This window comes from Providencia sp. R33 (genome assembly GCF_019343475.1).
Lineage (GTDB): Bacteria > Pseudomonadota > Gammaproteobacteria > Enterobacterales > Enterobacteriaceae > Providencia.
In genome coordinates, this window is the sequence record NZ_CP072453.1 from 343,231 (window position 1) to 366,453 (window position 23,223).

The 23,223-nt window shown below is 39.1% G+C and carries 18 protein-coding genes; 10 read left to right on the top strand and 8 right to left on the bottom strand.

What is annotated here, in order from left to right:
- Positions 1-12: 12 nt before the first annotated feature.
- Complete coding sequence (locus J6836_RS01620) at positions 13-1,287, bottom strand: amidohydrolase (RefSeq protein WP_219246186.1); 1,275 nt, start codon at positions 1,285-1,287, stop codon at positions 13-15.
- A gap of 26 nt (positions 1,288-1,313) precedes the next feature.
- Positions 1,314-2,678 carry a C4-dicarboxylate transporter DcuC gene (gene dcuC, locus J6836_RS01625; protein WP_219246187.1) on the bottom strand — a complete coding sequence of 455 codons (1,365 nt, stop codon included), beginning with the start codon at positions 2,676-2,678 and terminating at the stop codon, positions 1,314-1,316.
- Between the two features lie 220 nt (positions 2,679-2,898).
- Between dcuC and J6836_RS01630 the strand changes: the two genes are divergently transcribed.
- On the top strand, positions 2,899-3,831 hold the full coding sequence (locus J6836_RS01630) for a DMT family transporter (RefSeq protein ID WP_219246188.1): 933 nt from the start codon (positions 2,899-2,901) through the stop codon (positions 3,829-3,831).
- Positions 3,832-3,908: 77 nt separating this feature from the next.
- Here the strand turns inward: J6836_RS01630 and J6836_RS01635 are convergent, their stop codons facing one another.
- Complete coding sequence (locus J6836_RS01635; RefSeq protein WP_219246189.1) at positions 3,909-4,445, bottom strand: MarR family winged helix-turn-helix transcriptional regulator; 537 nt, start codon at positions 4,443-4,445, stop codon at positions 3,909-3,911.
- Between the two features lie 1,179 nt (positions 4,446-5,624).
- Here J6836_RS01635 and J6836_RS01640 point away from each other — a divergent pair.
- The 8 genes from J6836_RS01640 (at position 5,625) to J6836_RS01675 (ending at position 14,813) form a co-directional block, all read left to right on the top strand.
- Positions 5,625-6,107: a tetratricopeptide repeat protein gene (locus tag J6836_RS01640; RefSeq protein ID WP_219246190.1), complete on the top strand. Its 483-nt coding sequence runs from the start codon at positions 5,625-5,627 to the stop codon at positions 6,105-6,107.
- A gap of 1,158 nt (positions 6,108-7,265) precedes the next feature.
- Positions 7,266-7,817, top strand: coding sequence for a type 1 fimbrial major subunit FimA (gene fimA, locus J6836_RS01645; RefSeq protein WP_219246191.1), 552 nt, complete (start codon positions 7,266-7,268; stop codon positions 7,815-7,817).
- A 245-nt stretch (positions 7,818-8,062) separates the two neighbouring features.
- Entirely contained in the window at positions 8,063-8,761 is a 699-nt protein-coding gene (locus J6836_RS01650) for a fimbria/pilus periplasmic chaperone (RefSeq protein ID WP_219246192.1), read from the top strand.
- Between the two features lie 81 nt (positions 8,762-8,842).
- Complete coding sequence (locus J6836_RS01655; protein ID WP_219246193.1) at positions 8,843-11,491, top strand: fimbrial biogenesis usher protein; 2,649 nt, start codon at positions 8,843-8,845, stop codon at positions 11,489-11,491.
- Positions 11,492-11,513: 22 nt separating this feature from the next.
- The gene (locus J6836_RS01660; RefSeq protein WP_255586392.1) at positions 11,514-12,038 is read left to right on the top strand and encodes a fimbrial protein; all 525 of its coding nucleotides are present in this window, start codon (positions 11,514-11,516) and stop codon (positions 12,036-12,038) included.
- Between the two features lie 33 nt (positions 12,039-12,071).
- Complete coding sequence (locus tag J6836_RS01665) at positions 12,072-12,563, top strand: fimbrial protein (RefSeq protein ID WP_255586393.1); 492 nt, start codon at positions 12,072-12,074, stop codon at positions 12,561-12,563.
- A gap of 69 nt (positions 12,564-12,632) precedes the next feature.
- On the top strand, positions 12,633-13,517 hold the full coding sequence (locus tag J6836_RS01670) for a fimbrial protein (RefSeq protein ID WP_282560658.1): 885 nt from the start codon (positions 12,633-12,635) through the stop codon (positions 13,515-13,517).
- A 318-nt stretch (positions 13,518-13,835) separates the two neighbouring features.
- Positions 13,836-14,813 carry a LysR substrate-binding domain-containing protein gene (locus J6836_RS01675; protein ID WP_219246196.1) on the top strand — a complete coding sequence of 326 codons (978 nt, stop codon included), beginning with the start codon at positions 13,836-13,838 and terminating at the stop codon, positions 14,811-14,813.
- A 60-nt stretch (positions 14,814-14,873) separates the two neighbouring features.
- Here the strand turns inward: J6836_RS01675 and J6836_RS01680 are convergent, their stop codons facing one another.
- The 5 genes from J6836_RS01680 to J6836_RS01700 form a co-directional block, all read right to left on the bottom strand.
- On the bottom strand, positions 14,874-16,052 hold the full coding sequence (locus J6836_RS01680) for a M20 metallopeptidase family protein (RefSeq protein ID WP_219246197.1): 1,179 nt from the start codon (positions 16,050-16,052) through the stop codon (positions 14,874-14,876).
- 573 nt (positions 16,053-16,625) lie between these two features.
- Positions 16,626-17,951, bottom strand: a complete 1,326-nt coding sequence (locus J6836_RS01685) for an amidohydrolase (protein ID WP_219246198.1) — start codon at positions 17,949-17,951, stop codon at positions 16,626-16,628.
- A 19-nt stretch (positions 17,952-17,970) separates the two neighbouring features.
- The gene (locus tag J6836_RS01690) at positions 17,971-18,447 is read right to left on the bottom strand and encodes a hypothetical protein (RefSeq protein ID WP_219246199.1); all 477 of its coding nucleotides are present in this window, start codon (positions 18,445-18,447) and stop codon (positions 17,971-17,973) included.
- 12 nt (positions 18,448-18,459) lie between these two features.
- Positions 18,460-19,248: a DUF3100 domain-containing protein gene (locus J6836_RS01695; protein ID WP_219246200.1), complete on the bottom strand. Its 789-nt coding sequence runs from the start codon at positions 19,246-19,248 to the stop codon at positions 18,460-18,462.
- 705 nt (positions 19,249-19,953) lie between these two features.
- Positions 19,954-21,393 carry a mannitol dehydrogenase family protein gene (locus tag J6836_RS01700; protein ID WP_255586302.1) on the bottom strand — a complete coding sequence of 480 codons (1,440 nt, stop codon included), beginning with the start codon at positions 21,391-21,393 and terminating at the stop codon, positions 19,954-19,956.
- 455 nt (positions 21,394-21,848) lie between these two features.
- On the opposite strand from J6836_RS01700, the gene J6836_RS01705 reads away from it, so the two are divergent.
- Positions 21,849-23,186 carry an MFS transporter gene (locus J6836_RS01705; RefSeq protein ID WP_219246202.1) on the top strand — a complete coding sequence of 446 codons (1,338 nt, stop codon included), beginning with the start codon at positions 21,849-21,851 and terminating at the stop codon, positions 23,184-23,186.
- The last annotated feature ends 37 nt before the right edge of the window (positions 23,187-23,223 follow it).

Here is a 23,223-nt window from a genome sequence, read left to right on the forward strand (position 1 = left end):
GATTTGCTGTTTTTATACGGATAAACGTTGTAGTAACCCTGTAAAGATTGAAAAACCAGTGAATAGCTGTTCTTCATCGATATCAAATTTGGCTTGATGGTGGCCCGCTTTGATGTCAGAGCCAATCACAAAATAAGCGGCCTTTCCGCCATGGGCTTGTACACGTTTAATCAACAGCGTGGCATCATCACTGCCATTAAAATTCATAGTTCGCTGAACTTTTTGTACCGCAGGGATCGTTTGTGCAACATCAATGATATAGTCAGTCATTTCATCATCAGAAATAAAATCGACAGCTTCACCCATCACTTCAGTTTCGAGTTCAACATCAAAACTGAGTGCTACACCGCGTGCACGTCTTAAAGCTTCTTCGGTCATGTAATTATTAATTTTTTCGTTTTCGCCACGCACTTCAATTTGCATCTGTGCGTATGAAGGGATCACGTTACGGCCTTCACCTGCATTTAAGACCCCGACGTTGGCTCGTGTCATTCCCTCACCGTGGGTTGGCAAGCTTAAGATCTGGATAGTGGCATTACAGGCAGCCAGTAAGGCATTTTTCCCTGCATGGGGCTCCATTCCTGCGTGAGCGGCTTTACCTTTAAAACGGAGATCCATTTTTAAGGTGGAAAGGTAACGTTCAGGTGCAGCAACGACCACTCCACTCGGGATATCACAGCCAAGGTGGCCACAGGCAAAGTAATCAACATCATCTAAAATGCCACTTTCAGCAATAGGCTTTGCTCCCCGTACACCTTCTTCTGCGGGTTGGAAAATGAGTTTAATAACCCCCTTAAGTGGACGGTCTTTATTCTCGATTAGCCATTTTGCCACACCGAGGCCGATAGCCATGTGTCCATCATGGCCGCAAGCATGCATATAGCCTTGATTCGTTGAGCTAAACCCTTCTTGATTTGGGATGTGCTCTGCCGTATCGGTTTCTTGTACATTGACGCAATCAATATCAAAACGAAATGCGACAGTGGGCCCTGGTCGTCCTGTATCAAAGATTGCCGCACATCCAGTGTAGTCACCGATCCTTTCGAGTAGCGCATCATCGACTCCGCGTTCCTTGGCTGCGCGCTTGGCTTTTTCAACAATGGATGGATTTCGACCACGAATGAAATCAGGGTTGATAATCTGCTCCCCTGTTAATACATGGTGCCCCATTTCTTCAAGTGTTTTAATTAAGATCGCCGTGGTATAAAACTCTCCCCAACCCGTTTCTGGGTAACAGTGGAACTGACGCCGCCACGCAACTAATGATGCATTATCTATTGTAGTCATTTTGATTTTCCTTTTAATAACCCATTCTACGCATACAGAAAATATGCATAAATTAACGTTGCTATCGTGCCTACCGCTAAAGGTACAGAGGTTCTTTTCACTACTTCAACAGGACTCACTTTGATAACCGATGCGACAATAATGACGACAGCAGAAACTGGAGAAATTGCTCGAACTAGGTTAGAGGTAAATTGCATTGGTAGAGCAACCATAATTGGGTCAACATTAGCCTGATTAGCAATAGATGGGATCAATTCAATGAAAGAATAGAACACTGCGTTACCACTACCGCTAATGAAGGTGATCAATGCCGTTAAGCCAGAGAAAATAAACATTAACCCAGCCCCTGCGTTATTGACGTCCTTCACAACACCGGAAATCATGTCGATGATGCCAATGGCATTCAGACCCGCAACCAGAGTACCCGCAGCAACAATCAGGACAACGACTTGAGAAAACCCTTCGCCCATGCCTTTAAAAAATAGTCCTGCTTGAACCATTTGTTCTTTTGGATTGCCTTTACGAATAAGTTCGGTGACAAATGCGAGAACAAATGAGAATAACGTGATTTCAACAAGTCCCACTTTGATTTCTCGAAAGCATAACCCTAAAACGATAATCAAAATAAGCGGAACAAGTGGAAATAAGGCGTAATAGGCAGGAGGCAGTTCTTTGCTCCCTTCGAGTTTACTTTCATCAACTTCAGTAAATGCCGATGCGCCTTGGCGCTTATCTATATATTTTTGCCAAAAATAATGGGCAAAACCCATTAATAATAAAACAGGGAGAGAGATAACGGCATGGTGTAAAGTGACGTAGTCGACAACATGCTCAAAACCGAGTAAGCGAGCTGCAACAACATTATCTCCCCCTAATGGCGTTGGCATAATTGTTGCTGTGGTCGCAATAATACCAGCGGCTGTCATTGAGGACATTTTGGCAGCCCTTAATATAGGGTACAAGGTTGCCATTAAAATAACGGCTAATGAAGCAGCGCTGGGGATCACTAACGACAGTAAGTTTCCTAGCCAAAAAACGATTGGAACTAAGATATAAGGAGATCGAATTTTTGAAATAGGTTTTGCAACTAAATGAACAGCGGCATCGTTTGCACCAATGCGTGACATATAAGAAGAAAAACCGAATAGAACCATGATTATGATCCCTGCGCCACCAAACTGTTTGATAAACCCTAGCTGTATCTGTTTTAGTGGATCAAGCCAAATATTCCCTGTACTTTGTTTTATATCTAAAATAGGCATTCCTAACATCGCTGCGCTGAGCATCAGCGCAATACCTGCGGTGAATAATACAATTTTTGCTTCGAAGTTCTTCGCAATTGCATAACCCGCTAGTATCAACACTATTACACTGATAATTATAACAGTCATAGCTGCCTCTCATTATTATTTCTTTATTGGAAGTATCTTCACGAGAAGATATATCAATATTAATAACCGGTGTTTTAATATCAATCACAAAACGTACAATTATTGACATTTGTCATAAATACTTACTATTTTGTCTTCTTTTATTTCTATCGTATTGTATCTTCATGGTGAGTATCTTAATGTGAAGGTATATTTTTATTGAAATGGTGGTAAAAATTCAATGACGATGAAAAAAGTATCTTTAGTTGGGAGCTTGTTGGCGCTTTGTGCGGCTTTTCTATGGGGAACGGCGGGGACAGCGCAAAGTTTTGTGCAAGGAGCAACAGCACCTTACTGGATTGGTGCATTTAGGTTGCTTGTTGCGTGTTTATTCTTTCATTTGTTATTTTTTTATCGAATGACAAACCGCCAAGCGCTAAAAGTGAATGAGCAACAACAAACAGATAATTCTGCCAAGAGGTCAATGGCATATTGGCGATATATCATTATCGCAGGTATCTGTATGGGGTTATATAACTTAACTTTTTTTGCAGGTATTAAGGCGACTGGGATCGCAATTGGAACGGCTACAACGATTGGTAGTGCGCCTATCTGGGCGGGCTTAATGCAGGCGTTCCTTTTAAAGAAATCGCCGTCTTTGCTTTGGTGGCTCGGCACTGTTTGTGCAACGGCAGGGGGGACATGGATGGTTCTTTCTCAAAGTAGTAGTTGGCAAATTAATACGGGTGGTTTACTTATTTGTTTGAGTGCGGGTTTTTGCTATGCACTTTATACGTTGATGAGTAAAAAACTGGTCAGTATTGATTCTCCATTAACCATTACTAAGCATACATTTAGTATTGCTATATTTATTGCTGTTCCAATAGCTTGGGTACTAGCTGGAACACCAACCGTCAGTTGGATAAGCATTGCAGTTATATTTTATCTTGGATTATTAACGACTGGAGTGGCTTACCTTTTATATACTCAAGCTTTGAAACATATTAGTGCACCTACAGGTGTGGCATTGGGCTTAATTGAACCGATTGTGGCGTTTTTCCTTGCGATCGTTGTTGCTCATGAAAACGTTAATATGTTAGCTGTCATAGGATTATGTTTGATTTTGGCGGGTTTATGGTTAGTTTTAAAGTCTGAAGGCCAGCAAACAGCTTAACTTAAGTGATTAAGTCAAAATGAAGACAGCTCAATGTGAGCTGCACCCTGAGGTTTACTCCAACTTTGGGGTGTTTTTTATTTAGCCCCATTTTTTTCGTTGAGTTCAGATTTTTGTGATTGTATAAGTTTCTTCAGTAGCATGGCGAGTTGATCTTTATTTTCGGTATCTAATCCTTGAACTAAGGATTTTTCAATCGCTACATGGGTTTCCACTGCTTCAAGGGTTAACTTCCGCCCTTCAGGGGTTATTTTTACAATGACTCCACGTCTATCCGCAGGATCTGGAATTCTAACAATAAATTTCTTTTCTTCTAATCGGTTAATTCGGTTCGATAACCCGCCAGAGGAAATAAGGATTTTCTTTTGCAGTTCTTTGGGCGAAAGCTGACGATCAGGATTTCTAGCAAGTGCTGCGAGTACTTCAAACTCACCTACATTAAGATTGTAGCGGGCCAAATTGGCATCAATAAATTGAGAGATATAATGACTCATACGTACGATACGGGCGATAATTGGTAAACCACTTAAATCCAATGTAGGGACGGTTTCCAGCCATTCTTGTATTAATGTATCAACAAAGTCTTTATCTGACATTTTTTTGATTTCTTTCATGACTAAAATCCAGTTTTGAGCTTGTTTTGTATTAAGTCTGAATAAACCTAATTCTTTATATTATCGATGTAAGTTTATCATGAAAAAGAACCTTTTCACACACTTACCCCATTCAAGATATAGACCTAATAAGAGGTAAGTAGATACACCATTTTTACATTTGACTTAATATTTGATTGTATTTTCTTTTTGTAATCTAGCATTGGTAACTCAGTGTTGTCATGTTTGAATCGATGATACATACCTGTAATTGGCTTTTTATTACATTAGGCATTATCGCGCAGGTTAGTCGAATAATCATTACAGTGATTTTTGGTTTTAAATTTATTAAATATTATATTATTACTTCTATTAGCTCAGCTATTTTTCGCTGAAACAGCCTTAATCTACTACTTTGGTGAAGTATTCCAAATAGTTATACGAAAACAAATTTTACAGCATCGGCCTAGTGTACCACTGTCTATAAGAACACTTGCTCAAAGGTAGATTATTAAGCTGTCTGTAAAAGATAAATGCGTGATTGATCGCGCTACCTATAGGGATATTAAATTGAAAACCTTAATTATTTTGTAGAAAAATAATTGTTGGTATATTTGTTGGTATAAAATTTATCGAACACGATATTTTCATTATAAAACAATGTTAATTGACTCGTGTTCGAATCCTGTAGGGACCATTTCGAAGTCAATGGACATCAACCGATGTCTTTTTTTATGCCTGAAATAAAAAATGCTCATCACTCAAGGTAACTCCCCCTGCCACTGGACAATTTACACATTCAACTGATTTGCTATTTGGCCATTGGTTAAGCTAACAAGGTAGTAATTGCTAGTGGAGATAGTCAATGTTCTAAATCGATACGTGATATACCGCAAGATATTAAGTTAATATAAATTCAATTTGACCCATTTAGTTTAAGAAATAGGGATATTAATGCTATAGTTCATTCTGTTCTTAACCTAAATTTTAGAGTGGGGAAGAGCGATACTCATGAATAAACAGTGAGAAAAAATATTATTTTTGGCGATAGAAATAATATTACTGATTATTTAGAACAATTACGCTGTATCGGTGTTTTATATCACTCAAATATATGTGTTAGCTGTGGCAGGTTGTGCCAGACTAATAACTTGCAATGAGTTGGCACTCATTTTTTTATTCTATTTAAAGAGTATTACCATGAAAAAACTGTTTTTCTTTGTTACTCTTGGTGTTATGGCCAGCACTTCATTTGCTTATGGTAAAACACTACAACAAAAAGTATCAGATTGTAGGGAAAATCAGGACTCGAATTGTTATTCGGCTGGTCATGATTATGAATATGGAACTGGCGTTAGACAAGACTATAAAAAAGCGAAAGAGCTGTATGAAATTGGTTGTAATAATAGTGAACTCAAGTCATGTAGCCAGTTAGCCAATTTATATCTTAACGGAAAAGGGGTTCCTAAGAATAGAAATCAGGCCATCGATATTCATATGGATGCATGCCTTCGTTCCACACCGACTAGAGACGGTTTTGATCCAGGTGTAAGTAGTTGTAATGATCTTGGTGAAATATACCGAGAGGCAAAATTATTAGGTTTAGCCAAGGAATATTTTGGGCAAGCTTGTGATAAAAAAAGTAAACAGGGTTGTGAGGAATATAGCAAGATGAACAATTAAACTAAGCTATTACCACTATTAACCTATTAATGGGGAATGAGGTTTACTCTGAAACGCCAATTTTCCCCAACATAAAAATACAAAATGTATATCCTCTCTCTTGATTGCTTGAAAACGAATTTCCCGCCATTTGCTAGTCTCAACATGCCTAAGACCCCTTTCCTGACGAGATAGACGTTGTCATTTGCTTGACGTTCTATAATCCTACAATTTAAAACCAAAAAGTAACGTGTTGCTAGAAAGTCTCCCACAGTATTGTCGTTAACAGACATTTAAATAGAGCTAAAAAATAATGTGGGATTGAGAATTATCTTATCGATGATGCACGAATTCAATAAAACAAATGTGATTTCCAATCAAGCTTTAAGTAAAGGTAAATAAATTAATGCTGCTAAATGAAAAAAAACATATTAACTAAAGTATGTGACTTTTAAATGATTTTATAAAAAATAAATAACAAGTGTTAAATGTAATTAATTGGTTAATTTTAAGTGAGTATTGATGATAGGGTTTTAGCATTAAGTTGCTCAGACTTGTCTGATAAAAAACCATATAATATTAAATTGATATAAAAATAATGGTAAATCTTACTTAAGTGTCATGTGTAAGGATGTCTTCATTATTAATTCAAAGCAAATTGGACTTTATAAATTAATAGATTATTAAACCTGATCTTGCTCCATATATAGATTTTTACTCTGCAGTTATAGGTAAATCACTTGACTTTTTTCTACTATTGATAGGTGTAACCTATATCAAACGACTTTTTCATGTGTAAAAAACAATTAGAAAATGAAACCAAATATTACGTATATTATGAGTACTTTCACTACAGAGTGAGATTGAAAAATAGATTTAAATGTTCGTCTCTTTATAGGAAAAATTAAAATTACTGATTTTTATTGTCAGGCTGAAGTTCTAATTTTTTAAACTGAAGTATTAATGTTTTTTAAATTGACTTTTATTTAATAGGATTGAAAAACAAAATAAGTACTAGCATCGGTTTTAAATGTGAAACAAAGGATAAGTCTATTATCGGAAAAGTTAGCCCATGAATTTTCTTCATTGAGGTTCGGTCGGTTATTATTTTTAGATAGTAACTCTTTTTATTAAATATGTCGTGAAAATGTCAATTAGTCATATTAAAAGGTATATTCCATGAAATTCAAAATCATTACTTTATCAATTGCTGCTGCATTATCTTTCTCTTCAATGATGGCATCTGCTGCTACGCCGACAACCGTTAATGGTGGCGCTGTTCATTTTAAAGGAGAACTCGTCAATGCCGCTTGTGCTGTTGATGCAGGTTCAATAGACCAAACTGTACAGCTTGGTCAAGTGCGTACCGCAAAACTCGCAGCAACAGGTGATGTGAGTAATGCAGTCGGCTTCAATATTCAATTAAACGATTGTGACGTCAAAGTCGCTACTTCAGCTAAAGTCGCATTTACTGGTGTTGCTGCGAGTGCAACTAACCCAACAGTTCTGTCTATTGCTTCTTCTGCTGCGGGCTCAGCAACTAACGTTGGTATTCAAATTTTAGACTCAAAAAGTATTCCACAAGAGCTTGATGGAACTCAGTTTAGTAGTCCAATTACGTTAAAAAATGGGACTAACATTCTGCCTTTCCAAGCACGTTACTTTGCACTTGATGCAACAACAGCAGGTACTGCAAACGCAGATGCAACATTTGCTGTTCAATACGAGTAACCATTAAGTTTTCCTAAGGACAGTGAATGAGTTCAGCCAAGGATGGCTGATATCAATAATATTAAAGAGATAAAAATGTATTAATAAAGTGACCATTATTCAATAAGCATCATCTCTAAATATTATTCATTGCTAAAAGTATGCCAAAAGCGTCTACATGTTTTATCTGTCATCGTGTAATAAAAGCGTTAAGAAAATAATGATAATAATTCTTTAATTTCTATTTAAAAATAACAGAGATAAAAATGAAAACAACTACGATTCGTCACGCAATAACAGCTTTATTGATATTACTGTTATCGGGAATATCAATACAAGCATATGCAGGTGTCGCACTTGGCGCGACTCGTGTTATTTACCCTGCAGGTCAAAAACAAGTTCAACTTGCTGTCACTAATAATGATGATAACAGTGCATTTCTCATTCAATCATGGATAGAGAATGACAATGGTCAAAAATATAACCAATTTGCTATCACGCCTCCGTTATTTACGATGCAAGGAAAAAAAGAAAATACATTACGTATTATTGATGGAACTAATAATCAATTACCTAAAGATAGGGAAAGTCTTTTTTGGCTGAATGTTAAAGCGATACCCGCAATGGATAAATCTAAAGCGAACGATAATACACTTCAATTAGCCATCATTAGCCGTATTAAGCTTTATTATCGACCTGAGAATCTCTCTATCGCCCCCGATACCGTTGCAGATGCATTACGTTTTAAACAACAAGCAGGTGCGATCCTGATTAAGAACCCAACGCCTTACTACGCGACCGTAACAGGATTGAGCGTAGGTTCAGTCAAACTGAATAACACCCTTGTGCCACCATTTGGGGAAAGCACCGTCGCGATGCCCGCAAATGCAAATGGCCAAATTAAATATCAAACAATTAATGACTACGGTGCATTAACACCACAAATGATCGGGCGTGCTCAATAGGGTAGCCATTTTAAATGGCAATAGATTGATTACGAAGAATAGCGGGTAATAAAACTGTTCAGGATAGGTGAAGGAGGGATCATGTCACAGTTGACATCTAAAAAAGGGCATTACAATTCAGGGGATAGAACATTTTTTGGATGCATTTCTGAACAGCGTTTTCCCTTAATTCCTTTAGCTTTATTGATCAGTGCCTGTTTATATCCAGCTTGGGCAGAGGCAGAGCTTTATTTTAATCCTCGTTTTTTAGCTGATGACCCTGCTGCAGTGGCCGATTTATCTGCTTTTGAAAAAGGCCAAGAAGTGCCCGCGGGGACTTATCGAGTTGATATTTACCTAAATGATGGTTTTCTCAGCACTAAAGATGTGAGTTTTGTAACGCAAAAAGAGGGGTCTACACTTGTCCCTTGTTTCACACTTAGTGAACTAACAAAAATGGGGGTAAATACACAAGCTATCCTACAAGCTAACCCCAAAATCACTACGCAAGCGAAAGAGACTTGCCAGCCAGTAACTGAGCTTGTTGAAGGGGTGACTTCACGCTTTGATGTAGGCTTACAGCGTATTTACATAACGATCCCCCAAGTGTTTATGTCTAATAATGCTCGCGATTATATTGCCCCTGAATATTGGGATTCTGGGATCACTGCCGGTATTTTAAATTATAACCTGACTGGTAATGAGGCCACTAACGATGATGGCAAACATAGCAGCTACAGTTATTTAAATTTACAGAGTGGCATTAATGTCGGGGCATGGCGTTTGCGTGATAACTCAACGTGGAGCCACCGAAGTGGTGGGAGTGAGAGCGAAACGCGCTGGGAGCATATTAATACCTATTTAGAACGTGGGATCAATCAGATGCGTTCACGTTTGGTCATCGGTGATAACTTTACCCCAGGTGAAATTTTCGACAGTTTTAATTTTAGAGGTGTGCAACTGTCATCGGATGAAAATATGTTACCTGAAAGCCAAAAAGGATTTGCTCCCGTTATTCGTGGTATTGCGCGTGGTGCAGCTGACATCTCGATAAAACAAAATGGGTATGAAATTTATCGCAATACTTTCCCGCCAGGACCTTTTGTGATTGATGACTTGTATTCTGTTGGTAACAGTGGGGACTTAAAAGTCACAATCAAGGAGTCAGATGGTTCAGAGCAAGTGTTTACAGTGCCTTATTCATCGGTGCCATTATTACAGCGGGAAGGTCATACAAAATATTCTATTACGCTAGCAGACTACCGTTCAGGTAATGGATACCAAGAAACACCCAGCTTTGCACAGGGCACAATAATGAGAGGATTATCATACGGTTGGACAGTGTATGGTGGTACTCAGCTCTCTGAGAAATACAAAGCATTTAATATCGGGGTGGGTAAAAACATTGGCTTGTTTGGTGCTTTATCTGTCGATATTACACAAGCCAATTCGACATTGCCGGATGACAGTGATCATCAAGGGCAGTCTATACGTTTTCTCTATAATAAATCGATGAGTGATACTGGAACCACGATTCAGTTAGCGGGGTATCGTTACTCAACGAAAGGTTACTATACTTTTGCAGATACGACGTACAAACAAATGCAGGGCTATCACACAACAGCCCCTAATGGCATCGTTGAAACTGAACCAAAATTCACGGATTACTTTAATTTAGCATTCAATAAACGTGAAAGATTTCAAATTAGTGTCACGCAGCAATTCGGTGATCAATTAACGTTATATATAACGGGAAGCCAAGACACGTATTGGAATACAGATAAATCAGATAAGCAACTACAGGTGGGGCTTAATACCTTGCTCAATGGCATGAATTTGGGGGTGAGTTATAGCCTTTCTAAAAATGCTTGGCAGGATAGCAACGACCAAATGTTAGCGGTAAATCTCAGTATTCCATTTAGCTATTGGTTGCGTTCTGATGATAAATCAATATGGCGTAATGCCAGTGCAAACTTCAATGCTTCCCATGATCTGAAAGGCCGCATGACGAATACAGCAGGTTTATATGGAACATTGCTTGACGATAATAATTTGAGTTATAGCGTACAAGCCGGGTATGCAAGTGGTGGTAATCGCGATCGTTCTACAACAGGATTTACTGCGCTGAATTATCGAGGCACTTATGGTAATTCCAATATTGGGTATAGCTATACCGATAATGTCCGCCAAATGTACTACGGTGTAAGTGGGGGCGTTGTTGCTCATGAGAATGGTATAACGCTCAGCCAGCCATTCAATGACACGATCGTACTTGTTAGAGCACCGGGTGCAAACAATGTAAAAGTTGAAAATCATACAGGGGTTAGAACGGACTGGCGTGGCTACGCGGTATTACCGTATGCGACGGATTATCGTGAGAATCGTATCGGACTCGATACGGCGACACTCGCCAATAATGTCGATTTAGAAGACCCTGTTACGACGGTTATACCGACCCACGGTGCCGTTGTGCGTGCAGATTTCCATCCGCAAATAGGTGTTAAGGTATTGATGACAATAGTTAAAAATGGAAAACCAGTACCATTTGGTGCGATTGTTTCTTCAACTGAAAACAGTGGCGGAAGTATTGTGGCAGATGAAGGGCAGGTTTATTTAACCGGGTTACCTCTTTCTGGGCATTTGATGGCACGTTGGGGGGACACCCCTGACGCACAGTGTCAAATCACATATTCCTTGCCTAAGGAAAGTCAAAACGAAGCACTGAGTAAATACCGTGCAGAATGTCAATAAGGAACAAATAATGTCTAAAAAAATGATCGTTTTTTCACTTTCGATGCTGACATTTTTGCCTTTGTTACCACCTGCTTACGCAGCAGATAGCACGATTAACATTAAAGGTTATGTACGGGATAATACTTGCGCTGTTGCGCCTGGTTCAAAAAATCAAGTGGTTGATTTACTGGCCAGCCCAACAAAGCTCCTACGTGCGAATGGTGATGTGACTTCTTCCATTCCATTTAGTATTGAGTTAGCACCTTGTGGCAGTTCAGTCACAGCGGTAAAAATTGGTTTTGTGGGGATAGCTGATATTCAAAACACAACCTTGTTAGCTATAGAGCCCGGTAACCTCAATGCGTCTGGTGTAGGCATACAAATCTTAGATAGCCAAAAAAGCCCACTGGTACTCAATGAAACAAGTAATAGCTTGAATTGGCTTCCTTTAGTTGCACAAAAGAGCAACACAATCCAATTTTATGCTCGGTTAATGGCATCTAATGTGCCTGTCACGGCGGGACATGTCAGAGCCACCGCCACTTTTACGCTTGAATTCCAGTAAGCCGAGGATGACATGATGAATATTTGCGGGAAGATGATAGTCCCTCTCTGTCTGGTTGTACTCTCTTCACAAATATCATTAGCTTATGCGGATGATGTTACCATTGAAGTGAATGGCAGTGTGGTCGCAAAGCCATGCACAATTTCAACTAAAATAGCCAATGTGGATTTAGGTGACTTACACACGTTCGATCTTATCTCGCCAGGTTCTTCGTCAGAATGGCACTCAATATCTTTGGATTTAATCAATTGTCCAGTTGGAACATCCGTTGTCACGGCCAAATTTAGCGGGGTAACGGATACGACGGGATATTATAAAAACCAAGGAAATGCCAGCAATATCCAATTGCAATTGCAAGATCTCAACGGAAACAATTTAAACAATGGCGCACAAACAGCATTAGCCGTTGACGATTCAAGTTTATCTGTACACTTCCCTCTACAGGTTCGAGCGCTTTCAGTAAAAGGTCAAGCATCGCAAGGAAGTATCCAATCTATTATTGATGTTACCTATACTTATCAGTGAGTTAATAACATGAATACGAAAATTCAGAAACTTATAAAAATAGTAATCGTTCCATTAATTGTTTATGTAATGGGGACGTGCTCAAGCTTTGCCTATAGATGTTATGACTCTACAGGGAATACATTAGTCAGTGGAACGGGGAATAATACGGGGAATGCTTATGTTAACCTGCAACCGAATGTTCTTCCTGGACAAAACTTAGTTGTTGACCTATCTAAATCCATATTTTGCAGAAATGATGACCCATTAATACGAAAAGATGAAGTTACCATGGTTAAAGGGTCAATCTTCGGCGGTGCATTAGCCAACTTTAGAGGGTCGTTATCTTATTATGGCGTCAATAATTCCTTTCCTCTCGTAGCACCAACACATCGCCAGAATTTCCCATCAGGGGAATATGTCGCATGGAATACACAGTTATACCTAACGCCTATTAATGCGGCGGGTGGCATTGTGATTAAAAAAGGCACCCACTTTGCAACACTTGTGATGCAGCAATTTGGTTCGAACCTTGATGGGAGCGGGAACTTACGAACAGAAATTTTTACGTGGCATTTATATACAAATAATGAGGTTGTTATCCCTATTGGAGGGTGTGATGTCTCAGCGCGAAATGTTTTTGTGAATTTACCTGAATACCCAAGTACTGCGCCTGTTCCGCTTTCTGTTCATTGCGCTTCTAATCAAAACCTCTCTTTCTATATTTCAGGGCAGACAGATTCGAGCCCAACGATATTTTCAAATGTTTTTCCTGGGGGAGATGCCGCTAAGGGAATTGGAATAGAGCTGGTTCGTAATGGCGCGGCTATCCCGATACAACAAAAAGTTTCACTTGGTACTGTGGGTTCTTCAGCGGTTAATTTAGGGCTTAGCGCAAGATATGGACGAACGACGGGGCAAGTAACCGCGGGTAAAGTGCAGTCTGTCATTGGTGTTACATTTACTTATGATTAAGTAAAAAAGCGATCTGATTCAATTTAATGAAATAATTTTAGTTGTTATATTTCTGTTTTGGAAAACCACATTGTGCAATATTGTCATGAATGGTTTTCCATTTTTTTTTGTCATCCTTCCTTGATTCAGCAATCAAAAATTTTAACCTTCAATAAGGTAATTATGGTCATTGGGTCATTGATGACTGAATTTCTCGTCATCATTAATTTAGTCAATTGACCTTATATGATACAATTACTGCGCACAGTACAGTGTATGTCGTATAAAAATTGATTTTCTTAATTCTTATTTTGATCCATTTAAACTGGATAATCAGTAATGAACATTAGTCAGCTAAAAAGTTTTGTTGAGGTGGTGAGGAGTGATTTTAATATCACCAATGCCGCTGAAAAAATGTATACCTCGCAACCTACAGTGAGTAAGCAGCTTAAACTATTGGAAGATGAGCTGAATGTTTCTTTATTTAATCGGAAAAATAATAACTTACTTTCATTAAGCCCGATTGGAGAACAAGTTCATCAAGTGGCGTGTGATATTTTGGCGCAGTTTGAGAAAATCAAAAATATCGTGTCCCACGAAGATACGACGATTAAACAAAACCTGCATATAGCCACAACACATACACAAATCCGCTATAAATTACCCAAAGTTATTGAACGTTTTAATGCACGTTATCCCAATATTTCCCTGCATTTTCATCAAGGTGCACCAGCACAGTTAGCGGAAATGGTTAATAATGGTGATGTGGATTTTGCTATCGCGACGGAATCGATGCACCTTTATGATGACCTACTCGCATTGCCTTGCTACCAGTGGTCGCGCAGCGTTATCGTTCCGCATGACCACCCGCTTGCCCAGTGTGAAAAATTAACCATTGAGGAGCTGGCTCAGTACCCGCTTATTACCTATGTATTTGGTTTTACAGGCCAGTCAAAGCTCGACCAAGTTTTCTATCAAAATAAATTAACGCCAAATGTTGTATTAACGGCCGTTGATACAGAAATCATTAAATATTATGTGAAGCGTGGGGCTGGGGTAGGTATTATTTCGACAGTCGCTTTTGACCCTGAAGAAGACAGCGAGACACTACGCTGCATTGATATAAGTAATTTAGTGAAGCCGAGCTATACTCATGTATGTATCAGTCGACATATGCACTTGAAAGACTACATGTATGACTTTATTTCCAACTATGCTCCCCACCTTGATTTAAATTATATTCACCAATCCGCACAGTGGGTTCCAACAGATAAAAACGAGCGAGACGAGCTTTATCGTTCACTACCTGAACTCTAAGAAAAAAGCCGAATAATTTAGGTTATTCGGCTTTAGATTGCTGTGTGTATTATTTTAGTTTTAGCGTGTCGCGATATTAATAAAAATCTGAGCGCCAATTAATAGGCAGTCATCGTCAACAAAATAAGGGTTGGCATGCAAGTAGTTATTAATTCCTTTCGCTTGGCTACCGCTGCCTAAAAAGTACATCGCGCCAAGCTTATCTTTTGTGGCATTGACCATAAAACTGAAGTCTTCACTTCCTGTCATCGGTTTGCCATTAGGCTCAATATTTTCAACGGGTAAGAATGCCGCTGCCGCATCATAAATGACTTTAGCCGCTTGAGGGTGGTTAACAACCGCAGGGTAACCACTGCACTCAAGTGTCGTTTTAAAACCGCCCGCTTCACTGCGCTCAACAATTTCTTTAAAGCTCGCTTTTAAGATTTTGTCGGTTTCCTCATCCATTGAACGAATGGTTCCTCGTGCTTGGACGTGATCCGCTAATGCGTTTGGAATGGTTCCACCGTTGATCATGCCGCAGCCAAAGACCGCAGGGCTGAAAGGATCGGTTTTTTTCGCAACGATGTAATCCATATAATCGATAATACGAGTGGCTTCGCGAATGGCATCCAGCCCTTTATGCGGTGTTGAACCGTGCGCAGAAACACCGTGTACATCCAGTGTCCAAGCAGAGCCATAAGAGGACATTACACCAGCGTTAAATTTGATATTGCCCGTTTCAAATGCTGCATCATTGTGTAGGCCATAAACCTCATCAACACCGTCCATGCAGCCCATTTCAACCATTTTATTGGCACCCGGTACACGCATGTCTTCTTCCGCCATTTGGAAGATAAAACGCACGTTATGGGTCAGCTCATCACGGTTTTCACTGAGGTATTTTGCCGCGGTTAGCGCAATTGTCATGTGGGTATCGTGACCACAGTTATGGGCACAACCCTCATGAACAGAACTGTGCTCGTTGCAGGTTAAATCAGGCATTTCAAGGCCATCGATATCGGTACGGTAGGCAATTAAACGCTTATTAGGGTCAACAATGAGATCTGCGGTAAAACCGGTATAACCTTCAAATAGGCGAATATTGTAGCCAAAACTCTGCATTAGCTCGCGGCAGTATTGCGATGTTTTGAATTCTTGACCTGATAATTCAGGGATTTTATGTAAATCTTGGCGCGTTTTTTTGCTGAATGTTTCAAGCGCAAAGAGCTTTTCGCTAATATTGTACTTATTGGTCATTACATTATTTCCCGTATACAGAAAGCAATTTTCATGCTGTTAAAAGGGTCCCTGATGTAAGCGCGTTCGATTCGATATCGCACTGACGTAACATAACTGCATTTTATTTTCAAAATAAGCCGACTATCAGAAAAATATCCGTGGCGGTTATTGTTGATTATTATTGGTTAGCTAGATTTTAACGTTAATATTCATAAAGTATGCGTGACGGGGATCGTATTTATATCATATCAGTATTTCATGGCTCATGAAGAATAGGGATGGTGAGAGGTTAAAATAAAGATAGAAAAGTTTAATTTGTATAAAATTATTAAAAATCATAATGTTATATTATAATCTTAAGGGCGAGTATTAATATTTTTTATGCTTATTAAGGTTATTTGCGTTAAGGGTTTATGATTTAAATACGTTATTTAAAATAAATTAATTGATTTAGTAAATAAAGCGTATTTAATAAAATTAAGTATTATTAAGAAATAAGTGATGATAAATGAAAATAAAAAAGAGGCTAGAGGGAGGGGATAAGAAATACCCCTAAATACGCTGTTTTTAGCATCATATTTAGGGGGGATATTAATTCTTAAAGGAGCTAATAAACGCGAGGTATTCCTCTTTGCTCATTAGTGGTTTGTAATTATCCATAAGGGCATCAGCGCCAGCGGCATCATCAAACAATAGGTCAATAATTGTCATTGCCATCATTTGAGCTGGGCGGATATACGCCATATCATCATCAAATACCACGTAATCTTTACCGTGTAGTCCACCACGTATTGCGCCAATCCATGGGTGGCTTACTGGCATGATATGAGAAAGATCGCCAGTATCTGTGCTGCCTGTCATATGTTCAGCAACCCAAACGTTGTCTTCACCAATTAAGTCATGCGCATTATGTTGCAGTAAGTCATTGAGTGTGTCGTTGTTATAAAGTGGCAAATAACCTGGTAAATCTTTTACTTCCACTTCTGCGCCAACAGACATTGCCCCTGCAACCAGCGCACGAGTAATTCGTTCATTAGCATCAATCATCGCGGGGACATTTGAGGCTCTGACATAACTTTCCATACGCACATCACTTGGGGTGACATTTACTAAATCGCCGCCTTGGGTAATGATTGGGTGGAAACGGATATAATCTTTTTCTTGGAAGGTTTCGCGAATTGCATTCACCCCCATAATCCCCATCATGGCAGCATTGAGAGCGTTCACACCTAAATGTGGCGCAGCTGCGGCATGGGAAGATTTACCCTTGTAGTTAATCAGTTTGCCAATAAACCCATTGGTGGTTGTCGACATCTCGATAAAACCAGCATCGCGCTCAGGCTTAACACTGGTTAAGTGGATTTGCATTGCCATATCCACATCATCAAACTCACCGAGAGAAATTAACTCGGGCTTGCCACCGATATAATTGATTTTTCCTTGTTCAATCAATTTATTACGGTAAGCAAGCTCGACATATTCCTCAGCGGGAACCGCGAAGGGAACCACGTCCCCTGCGAGGTATTCCATCGCACCTGACTTAACCAGACCAATTGTCACTGCCATCATATTGGCAATTTGCGCATTATGACCGCAGCAGTGAGCCGCACCTGTCAAGTCATCGGCATCTGGATGTTCTGCACAAATGATGGCATCTAACTCACCAATCACGGCAATACTGTGCTTGCTTCCTTTACCGCCTTTCAATCGTGCTTTGACACCGGTCAAAGCGAGCTGATTACGGTAGTTGACGCCTAACGCTGAAAACGCAGCTTCCACTTTTTTTGCCGTTTTGGTTTCTTTATAACCCAGTTCAGGCTCTGCCCAAATATCATCTGCCAGCTTTTTGATAACGTCTTTGTTTGACGCGATAGCTTCACAAACTTTGGCTTTCAATTGGTCTTTGGTCATTGTCATGGTTAATTTTTTCCTTTATTTAGATAACGCCACTCCATGAAAGAGTCACTTGACCAATAAGTGCAGCGAATAAGAATGTTCCCGTGAATACCGCCAGTGAAACTGGAATAATCCGCCAAGAGATGGCTTTAAATTTTTCGATATCTTTACCGAGTGAAAGACCTGCGAATGCCAGTACTGTAGTACTGATGACGGCAAGTGAAATTTTGCCTGTCATTGCGATCATTTCTTTATCGTAAGGGAATAGTGGTGAACACAGACCCGCAGCAATTAGGGATACCCAGAAAATAACGGGTAATTTACCTAATGGTGGAATTTGTGCGATTAAGTACGCCACAAATGACATACCGCCTAACAGTGCCATCGCAATCAGCGAGTCACTAAAGACTGCGCCAAAGCTACCACGACCATAGATTGAACCGCCTAGTGCATCACCCAGTGAAGTGAAGATGATAACTAATACGATGATTATTGCAATTTCTGCCATCTTTTTCATGATTTCGTATCCTTATTCTGTATCCGCTGATGCCGTTGCACGTTTTCTTTTCAGTTTGTTGTACAAGAAAGAGGCAAAAGGTAAGGAGAAGAAAATGTAGATGTACAGACCTAAAACGGAAGACATCAAGTTTGCGGATGATGAGAACGCTTGGATATCCGCTGCATGTTGAGGATAAAGTTCTAATAATGGCGCAACAGACGCGGCTAACATCGAACCACTACCCACACCAGCACCCATCGCTAACGCAAGTGGGCTCATAATATCGAGTCCTGCAATAACGCTGGCAATAATCCCCATCCAAACAGCACCATATAACGTACCGCAGATGTACATAGCCATGACGCCACGGCCTTCTGGTGAGCTTAAACCGTATTTAGCTTCGATGATGGCGATGTTAGGTTCACGACCAATAGAGTAAGTTGCCCCAACCGCCTCACGTCCCATACCTAACATGATGGCGAGTGGTAAACCGAGTAAAATAGTTCCGATAAAGTGGCCAACTTCTTGAAGGATCAGCGCGCCACCAGCTTGAATAATTTTTTCCCAAGATGCACCAACAGAGGTGCTTAATTTTGCAATTAAGATAACTAACGCGACACTCATAATTGAGCTAGCACGCGCCATATTTTGTTCATTAAGAATTTTGAATTTTGGGAAGCTGATAATCCCCCCCATTAGCATGGAATATAGCATTGGAAAAACCATGACTAAGCTGATTTTAATTTGGCCTATCGCTTCCGCAAGCATAATGACGAGCAAGCCAACTAAAAGCAACTTACTATCTTTTAATATACCCATAGTGTTACCTTTCATTGAAAATGTTTTTAAGAGTAATTCGCATATATTTATAATAAAAAAGCATTATTTGCGTATTCATACTATCCATGAAACTATTTTCCTGACAATATTCCGAAAAAGTCTCAGCCATGCCTAAAAGGCATGGTTAAAACCAATAAATTAATATTTATTAATAAATCAAAATAAAGAGAATCATTATCAATTAATTATTTTGCAATATTTGTCTATTTTTCATTGAGGTACAAAATTATTTTAATTTTTTAACATGTTGTTTCATAAATATTTTTGATTGCTTGGTTAATTTCAGTAAAAAACCGTGAACTCGCGGAATAATGTGATTTTGTTCTTATTTTTCTATTCACTCTGAAGAAATAATGACTTTTAATTTATTTATGTAATGGTGATAATTGAATTTTAAATAGTGATAGTAATAAACATTTGGCACTTTATTTTTTATTTTAATCTAGAAGTTGTTCTATTTTTAGGGTAATTAACTATCGCTGATCTTGCTTATTTTCATCAAATAAATTTTATAAATTAAAATATACCTATATTGATAAGGGTTTTTGATCAAGATCCCAAAATTGAACATTTGTTAATTGGAAAGCAAGAATAGGGTAGCAATTTGAAGGTCGGTCAGTGTTATAAGCAAGAAATGGCTCGGGCTAATGTTAGCTATTTAACCCGAGTTGAATTTCAATATTATTAATTGGTTTTTGTTAAGTAATAACTGACGGTTTTCTGTGCTCCAAGTGTTAATAATTTTTGGTATGCTATTTTAATTTCATTCGCAATATCATTATGTTGTGAAAATTCCGGCCCAAATATCACATCAATTTTTAAGAGGGCATCAACGGCTTCTAAGGATGTACCATAGCGTTGATAAATTTTCGAAAATTCGTGACTAAGTGGATCTTTGATAGCAATAGGCTCTCCATTTTCATTTATGCCGCTGACATATTTCATCCAAGCGGCCACCCCTAAGGCAAGTAAAGGGTAGTCCGAACCATTTTGTTGGTGCCAAAGTATAGAGTCGAGCAAGCGCTGGGGTAATTTTTGGCTGCCATCAACGGCTATCTGTGCTGTTTTATGCTTGATGGCCCGATTGGCAAAGCGTGCTAATAACTGTTGGGCATATTGGTTAAGGTCAATACCATCAGGTAGGCTGAGTGTGGGTTTTTGCTCATTTAGCATTATTCGTTGTACGATGTGATAATAATCCTGATTTTGCATGGCATCAGATATAAACTCATATCCTCCCAGATAGCCTAAATAAGCAAGAAACGAATGGCTGCCATTTAACATTCTTAGTTTCATCATTTCATAAGGCGCCACATCCTTAACAAATTGCGCGCCAACATATTGCCAATCTGGTCGACCGTTTGCAAAGTTATCTTCAATAACCCATTGCCGAAATGGTTCACTGATGATTGAGCACGGATCATCGTCACCTGTTAATTGCTTGATTTCATAAAAAGATCCTTCAGTCATCGCTGGGACTATTCTATCGACCATTGTGCTTGGAAATGTAATATTCCGCTCAATCCACAAAGCTAACTTACTATCTTGTTGTTTAGCCAAACTTAAAATAGCGTTCCGTGCAACCTCGCCATTATTTCTAATATTGTCGCAAGAAAGTATGGTCACAGGGGGAAGGTCTTGCTGAAAACGTATTTTGAGAGCTGCGAGGATATAGCCTAAAACAGATTCTGGCGTTTCAGGAAAGGCGATATCATGCAGTATTGCTGGATGCGATAAATTGAGTTTATTTGTTGAAGGATCAGTGCAATAGCCTTTCTCCGTTATTGTTAGAGAGATAATCGCGGTGTCAGGTGCTGCCATTTTTTCAATAACAGCACGCACACCATCAATACGCGGGTGCATTGCTTCTTTTATCGAATTAATCGTTGTTAGTGTCGCTTTTTCTTCATCTTTTTCTAATAGTACGTAAGTGCAGTGGCGTTTCTTTAATTGACGGATGAGCTCAGCGCCACGCTCTGACATTAAATTGATTTCACAATACCCCCAATCAGACTGGTATTGCTCAATTAATAGATGAGTATAAAGTGCTTGATGAGCACGATGAAATGCCCCAAAGCCAATGTGTATTATTCGAGGCGTTAACTGATTTTTGTTGTTATCCATCATCACGTCCTATCATAAAAAGATTACTTAACAAGATTATTTCAACATTTAATTTAAAATTAAAAACATTTTTGTTTTAAATTTAAAGGGAGTGCTAAAAATCTAAACTATGAATAATGAAAGTGTACAGGTTAAATTTTTTTATTAAAGTAATAATCAAATGACATCATTCAACATGTTGTTTTTATACGTAAAAATTTTATTGTCTCCATATTTCTCCTGTGTAAAAAACACGATTCAGTGATAATTCAGGTAGAATATAAAATTGGTTTATTCAAATTCCATTGCTGCTTTATCGATTAAATTTGATTCCGATCTCATTTTTAATTAAATTAAGAACAATTGTGTTCTAAAATAATTGTCTCAGTGTTAGTTTCAATAGTGCGCGCTTTTTGTCCGTTTTGTTTGAACAAAACATACCTCAAATAATGTATTCCTAAAATGTAGGGGGCAGTATGAGTGACACTATTTCAGAACAATTAGCTACAGATGCCGCGGTTGATAAACCCGCGGCAGATAAAAAAACGATTAGAAAAGTGATGATGGCAAGCGTGTCAGGCACTGTGATTGAATGGTATGACTATTCTCTCTATGGTGCTGCAGCAGGGTTGGTGATTAACAAACTGTATTTTCCAAACTTATCGCCAACAATTGCAACATTGGCTGCATTTTTGACTTTTGCTGTTGGTTTTATTTCACGACCACTAGGCGGCGTCATCATTGCCCATATTGGTGACCGTTATGGTCGAAAACCCGCACTTATTTTTGCGATCGTTTTGATGGGGATAGCGACATTAGCACTGGGATTGCTACCCACGTATTACCATATTGGCATTTGGGCAACGATAGCTCTGGTTGTCATTAGGTTAATGCAGGGGTTTGGCTCTGGCGCTGAATTAGCAGGGGCTCAAACCTTTGTGGCAGAGTATGTACCTATGAAGCAGCGAGGTTTTTATACATCATTAATTAACGCCTCTACAGGTATTGCGATACTGCTCTCCACGGCAGCATTTTTTGCAGTGACACAATTGCCCGATGAAGCCTTTATGAGTTGGGGATGGCGGGTACCTTTCTTGTTGTCCATCGTTTTATTTATTGTTGCGATTTATATCCGTAAACAACTAGATGAAACACCTGAATACGTTAAATCCGTCGAAAAAGCGGAAAAAGAGAAAAAAGAACAAAAGATCCCTATTAAAGAACTTTTTATACACAGCAGAAAAAATTTATTGTGCGGTTTCTTCAGTTTGGCCGGCCATCAAGCAAATGGTTACGTTCTAAGTGTGTTCAGTATTAGTTATCTGACTAATACATTAGGAATGGAAAAATCTGATGGATTGATGGCGCTAATGGTTGCTGTGCTGGTGAATACCATAATGACACCCGTCATGGGGCGCTTAACAGATAAATACGGTACCACTACAATTTTTTCTTTTGGCGCTATTTTTCTCGGGGCTTTTGCTTTTCCTTTATTCTGGTTCTTGGGTAGTGGCAGCTTAGTATTAGCAACGCTTGGTATGTGTATTGCTTATGGTATTGGGCACGGTGCAACCTCAGGTGCTCAGGGCGCATTCTTAGCTAACTTATTTCCAACACAATACCGCTATTCCGGCATCGCTCTTTCACGTGAATTGAACAGTGTGATTTTTGCAGGTTCGACACCTGTTATTGCTACCGCCCTTGTGACAGTCGGTGATGGTAAACCCACCTATGTTGTCTATTACTTAATTTTCTGTTGTGTACTGACGTTAACCGCGGTGCAAATGGCGAAAAATTTAAAACAACATCAATAAGGCCATGTGTGGTCGTATCAATATTTAACATGAGGTT

Bases quoted from the DNA above. Each gene is read 5' to 3' on its own strand.
- J6836_RS01620 (WP_219246186.1), bottom strand. From the start codon at position 1,287: ATGACTACAATAGATAATGCATCATTAGTTGCGTGGCGGCGTCAGTTC.
- dcuC (WP_219246187.1), bottom strand. From the start codon at position 2,678: ATGACTGTTATAATTATCAGTGTAATAGTGTTGATACTAGCGGGTTAT.
- J6836_RS01630 (WP_219246188.1), top strand. From the start codon at position 2,899: ATGACGATGAAAAAAGTATCTTTAGTTGGGAGCTTGTTGGCGCTTTGT.
- J6836_RS01635 (WP_219246189.1), bottom strand. From the start codon at position 4,445: ATGAAAGAAATCAAAAAAATGTCAGATAAAGACTTTGTTGATACATTA.
- J6836_RS01640 (WP_219246190.1), top strand. From the start codon at position 5,625: ATGAAAAAACTGTTTTTCTTTGTTACTCTTGGTGTTATGGCCAGCACT.
- fimA (WP_219246191.1), top strand. From the start codon at position 7,266: ATGAAATTCAAAATCATTACTTTATCAATTGCTGCTGCATTATCTTTC.
- J6836_RS01650 (WP_219246192.1), top strand. From the start codon at position 8,063: ATGAAAACAACTACGATTCGTCACGCAATAACAGCTTTATTGATATTA.
- J6836_RS01655 (WP_219246193.1), top strand. From the start codon at position 8,843: ATGTCACAGTTGACATCTAAAAAAGGGCATTACAATTCAGGGGATAGA.
- J6836_RS01660 (WP_255586392.1), top strand. From the start codon at position 11,514: ATGATCGTTTTTTCACTTTCGATGCTGACATTTTTGCCTTTGTTACCA.
- J6836_RS01665 (WP_255586393.1), top strand. From the start codon at position 12,072: ATGATAGTCCCTCTCTGTCTGGTTGTACTCTCTTCACAAATATCATTA.
- J6836_RS01670 (WP_282560658.1), top strand. From the start codon at position 12,633: ATGGGGACGTGCTCAAGCTTTGCCTATAGATGTTATGACTCTACAGGG.
- J6836_RS01675 (WP_219246196.1), top strand. From the start codon at position 13,836: ATGAACATTAGTCAGCTAAAAAGTTTTGTTGAGGTGGTGAGGAGTGAT.
- J6836_RS01680 (WP_219246197.1), bottom strand. From the start codon at position 16,052: ATGACCAATAAGTACAATATTAGCGAAAAGCTCTTTGCGCTTGAAACA.
- J6836_RS01685 (WP_219246198.1), bottom strand. From the start codon at position 17,951: ATGACAATGACCAAAGACCAATTGAAAGCCAAAGTTTGTGAAGCTATC.
- J6836_RS01690 (WP_219246199.1), bottom strand. From the start codon at position 18,447: ATGAAAAAGATGGCAGAAATTGCAATAATCATCGTATTAGTTATCATC.
- J6836_RS01695 (WP_219246200.1), bottom strand. From the start codon at position 19,248: ATGGGTATATTAAAAGATAGTAAGTTGCTTTTAGTTGGCTTGCTCGTC.
- J6836_RS01700 (WP_255586302.1), bottom strand. From the start codon at position 21,393: ATGGATAACAACAAAAATCAGTTAACGCCTCGAATAATACACATTGGC.
- J6836_RS01705 (WP_219246202.1), top strand. From the start codon at position 21,849: ATGAGTGACACTATTTCAGAACAATTAGCTACAGATGCCGCGGTTGAT.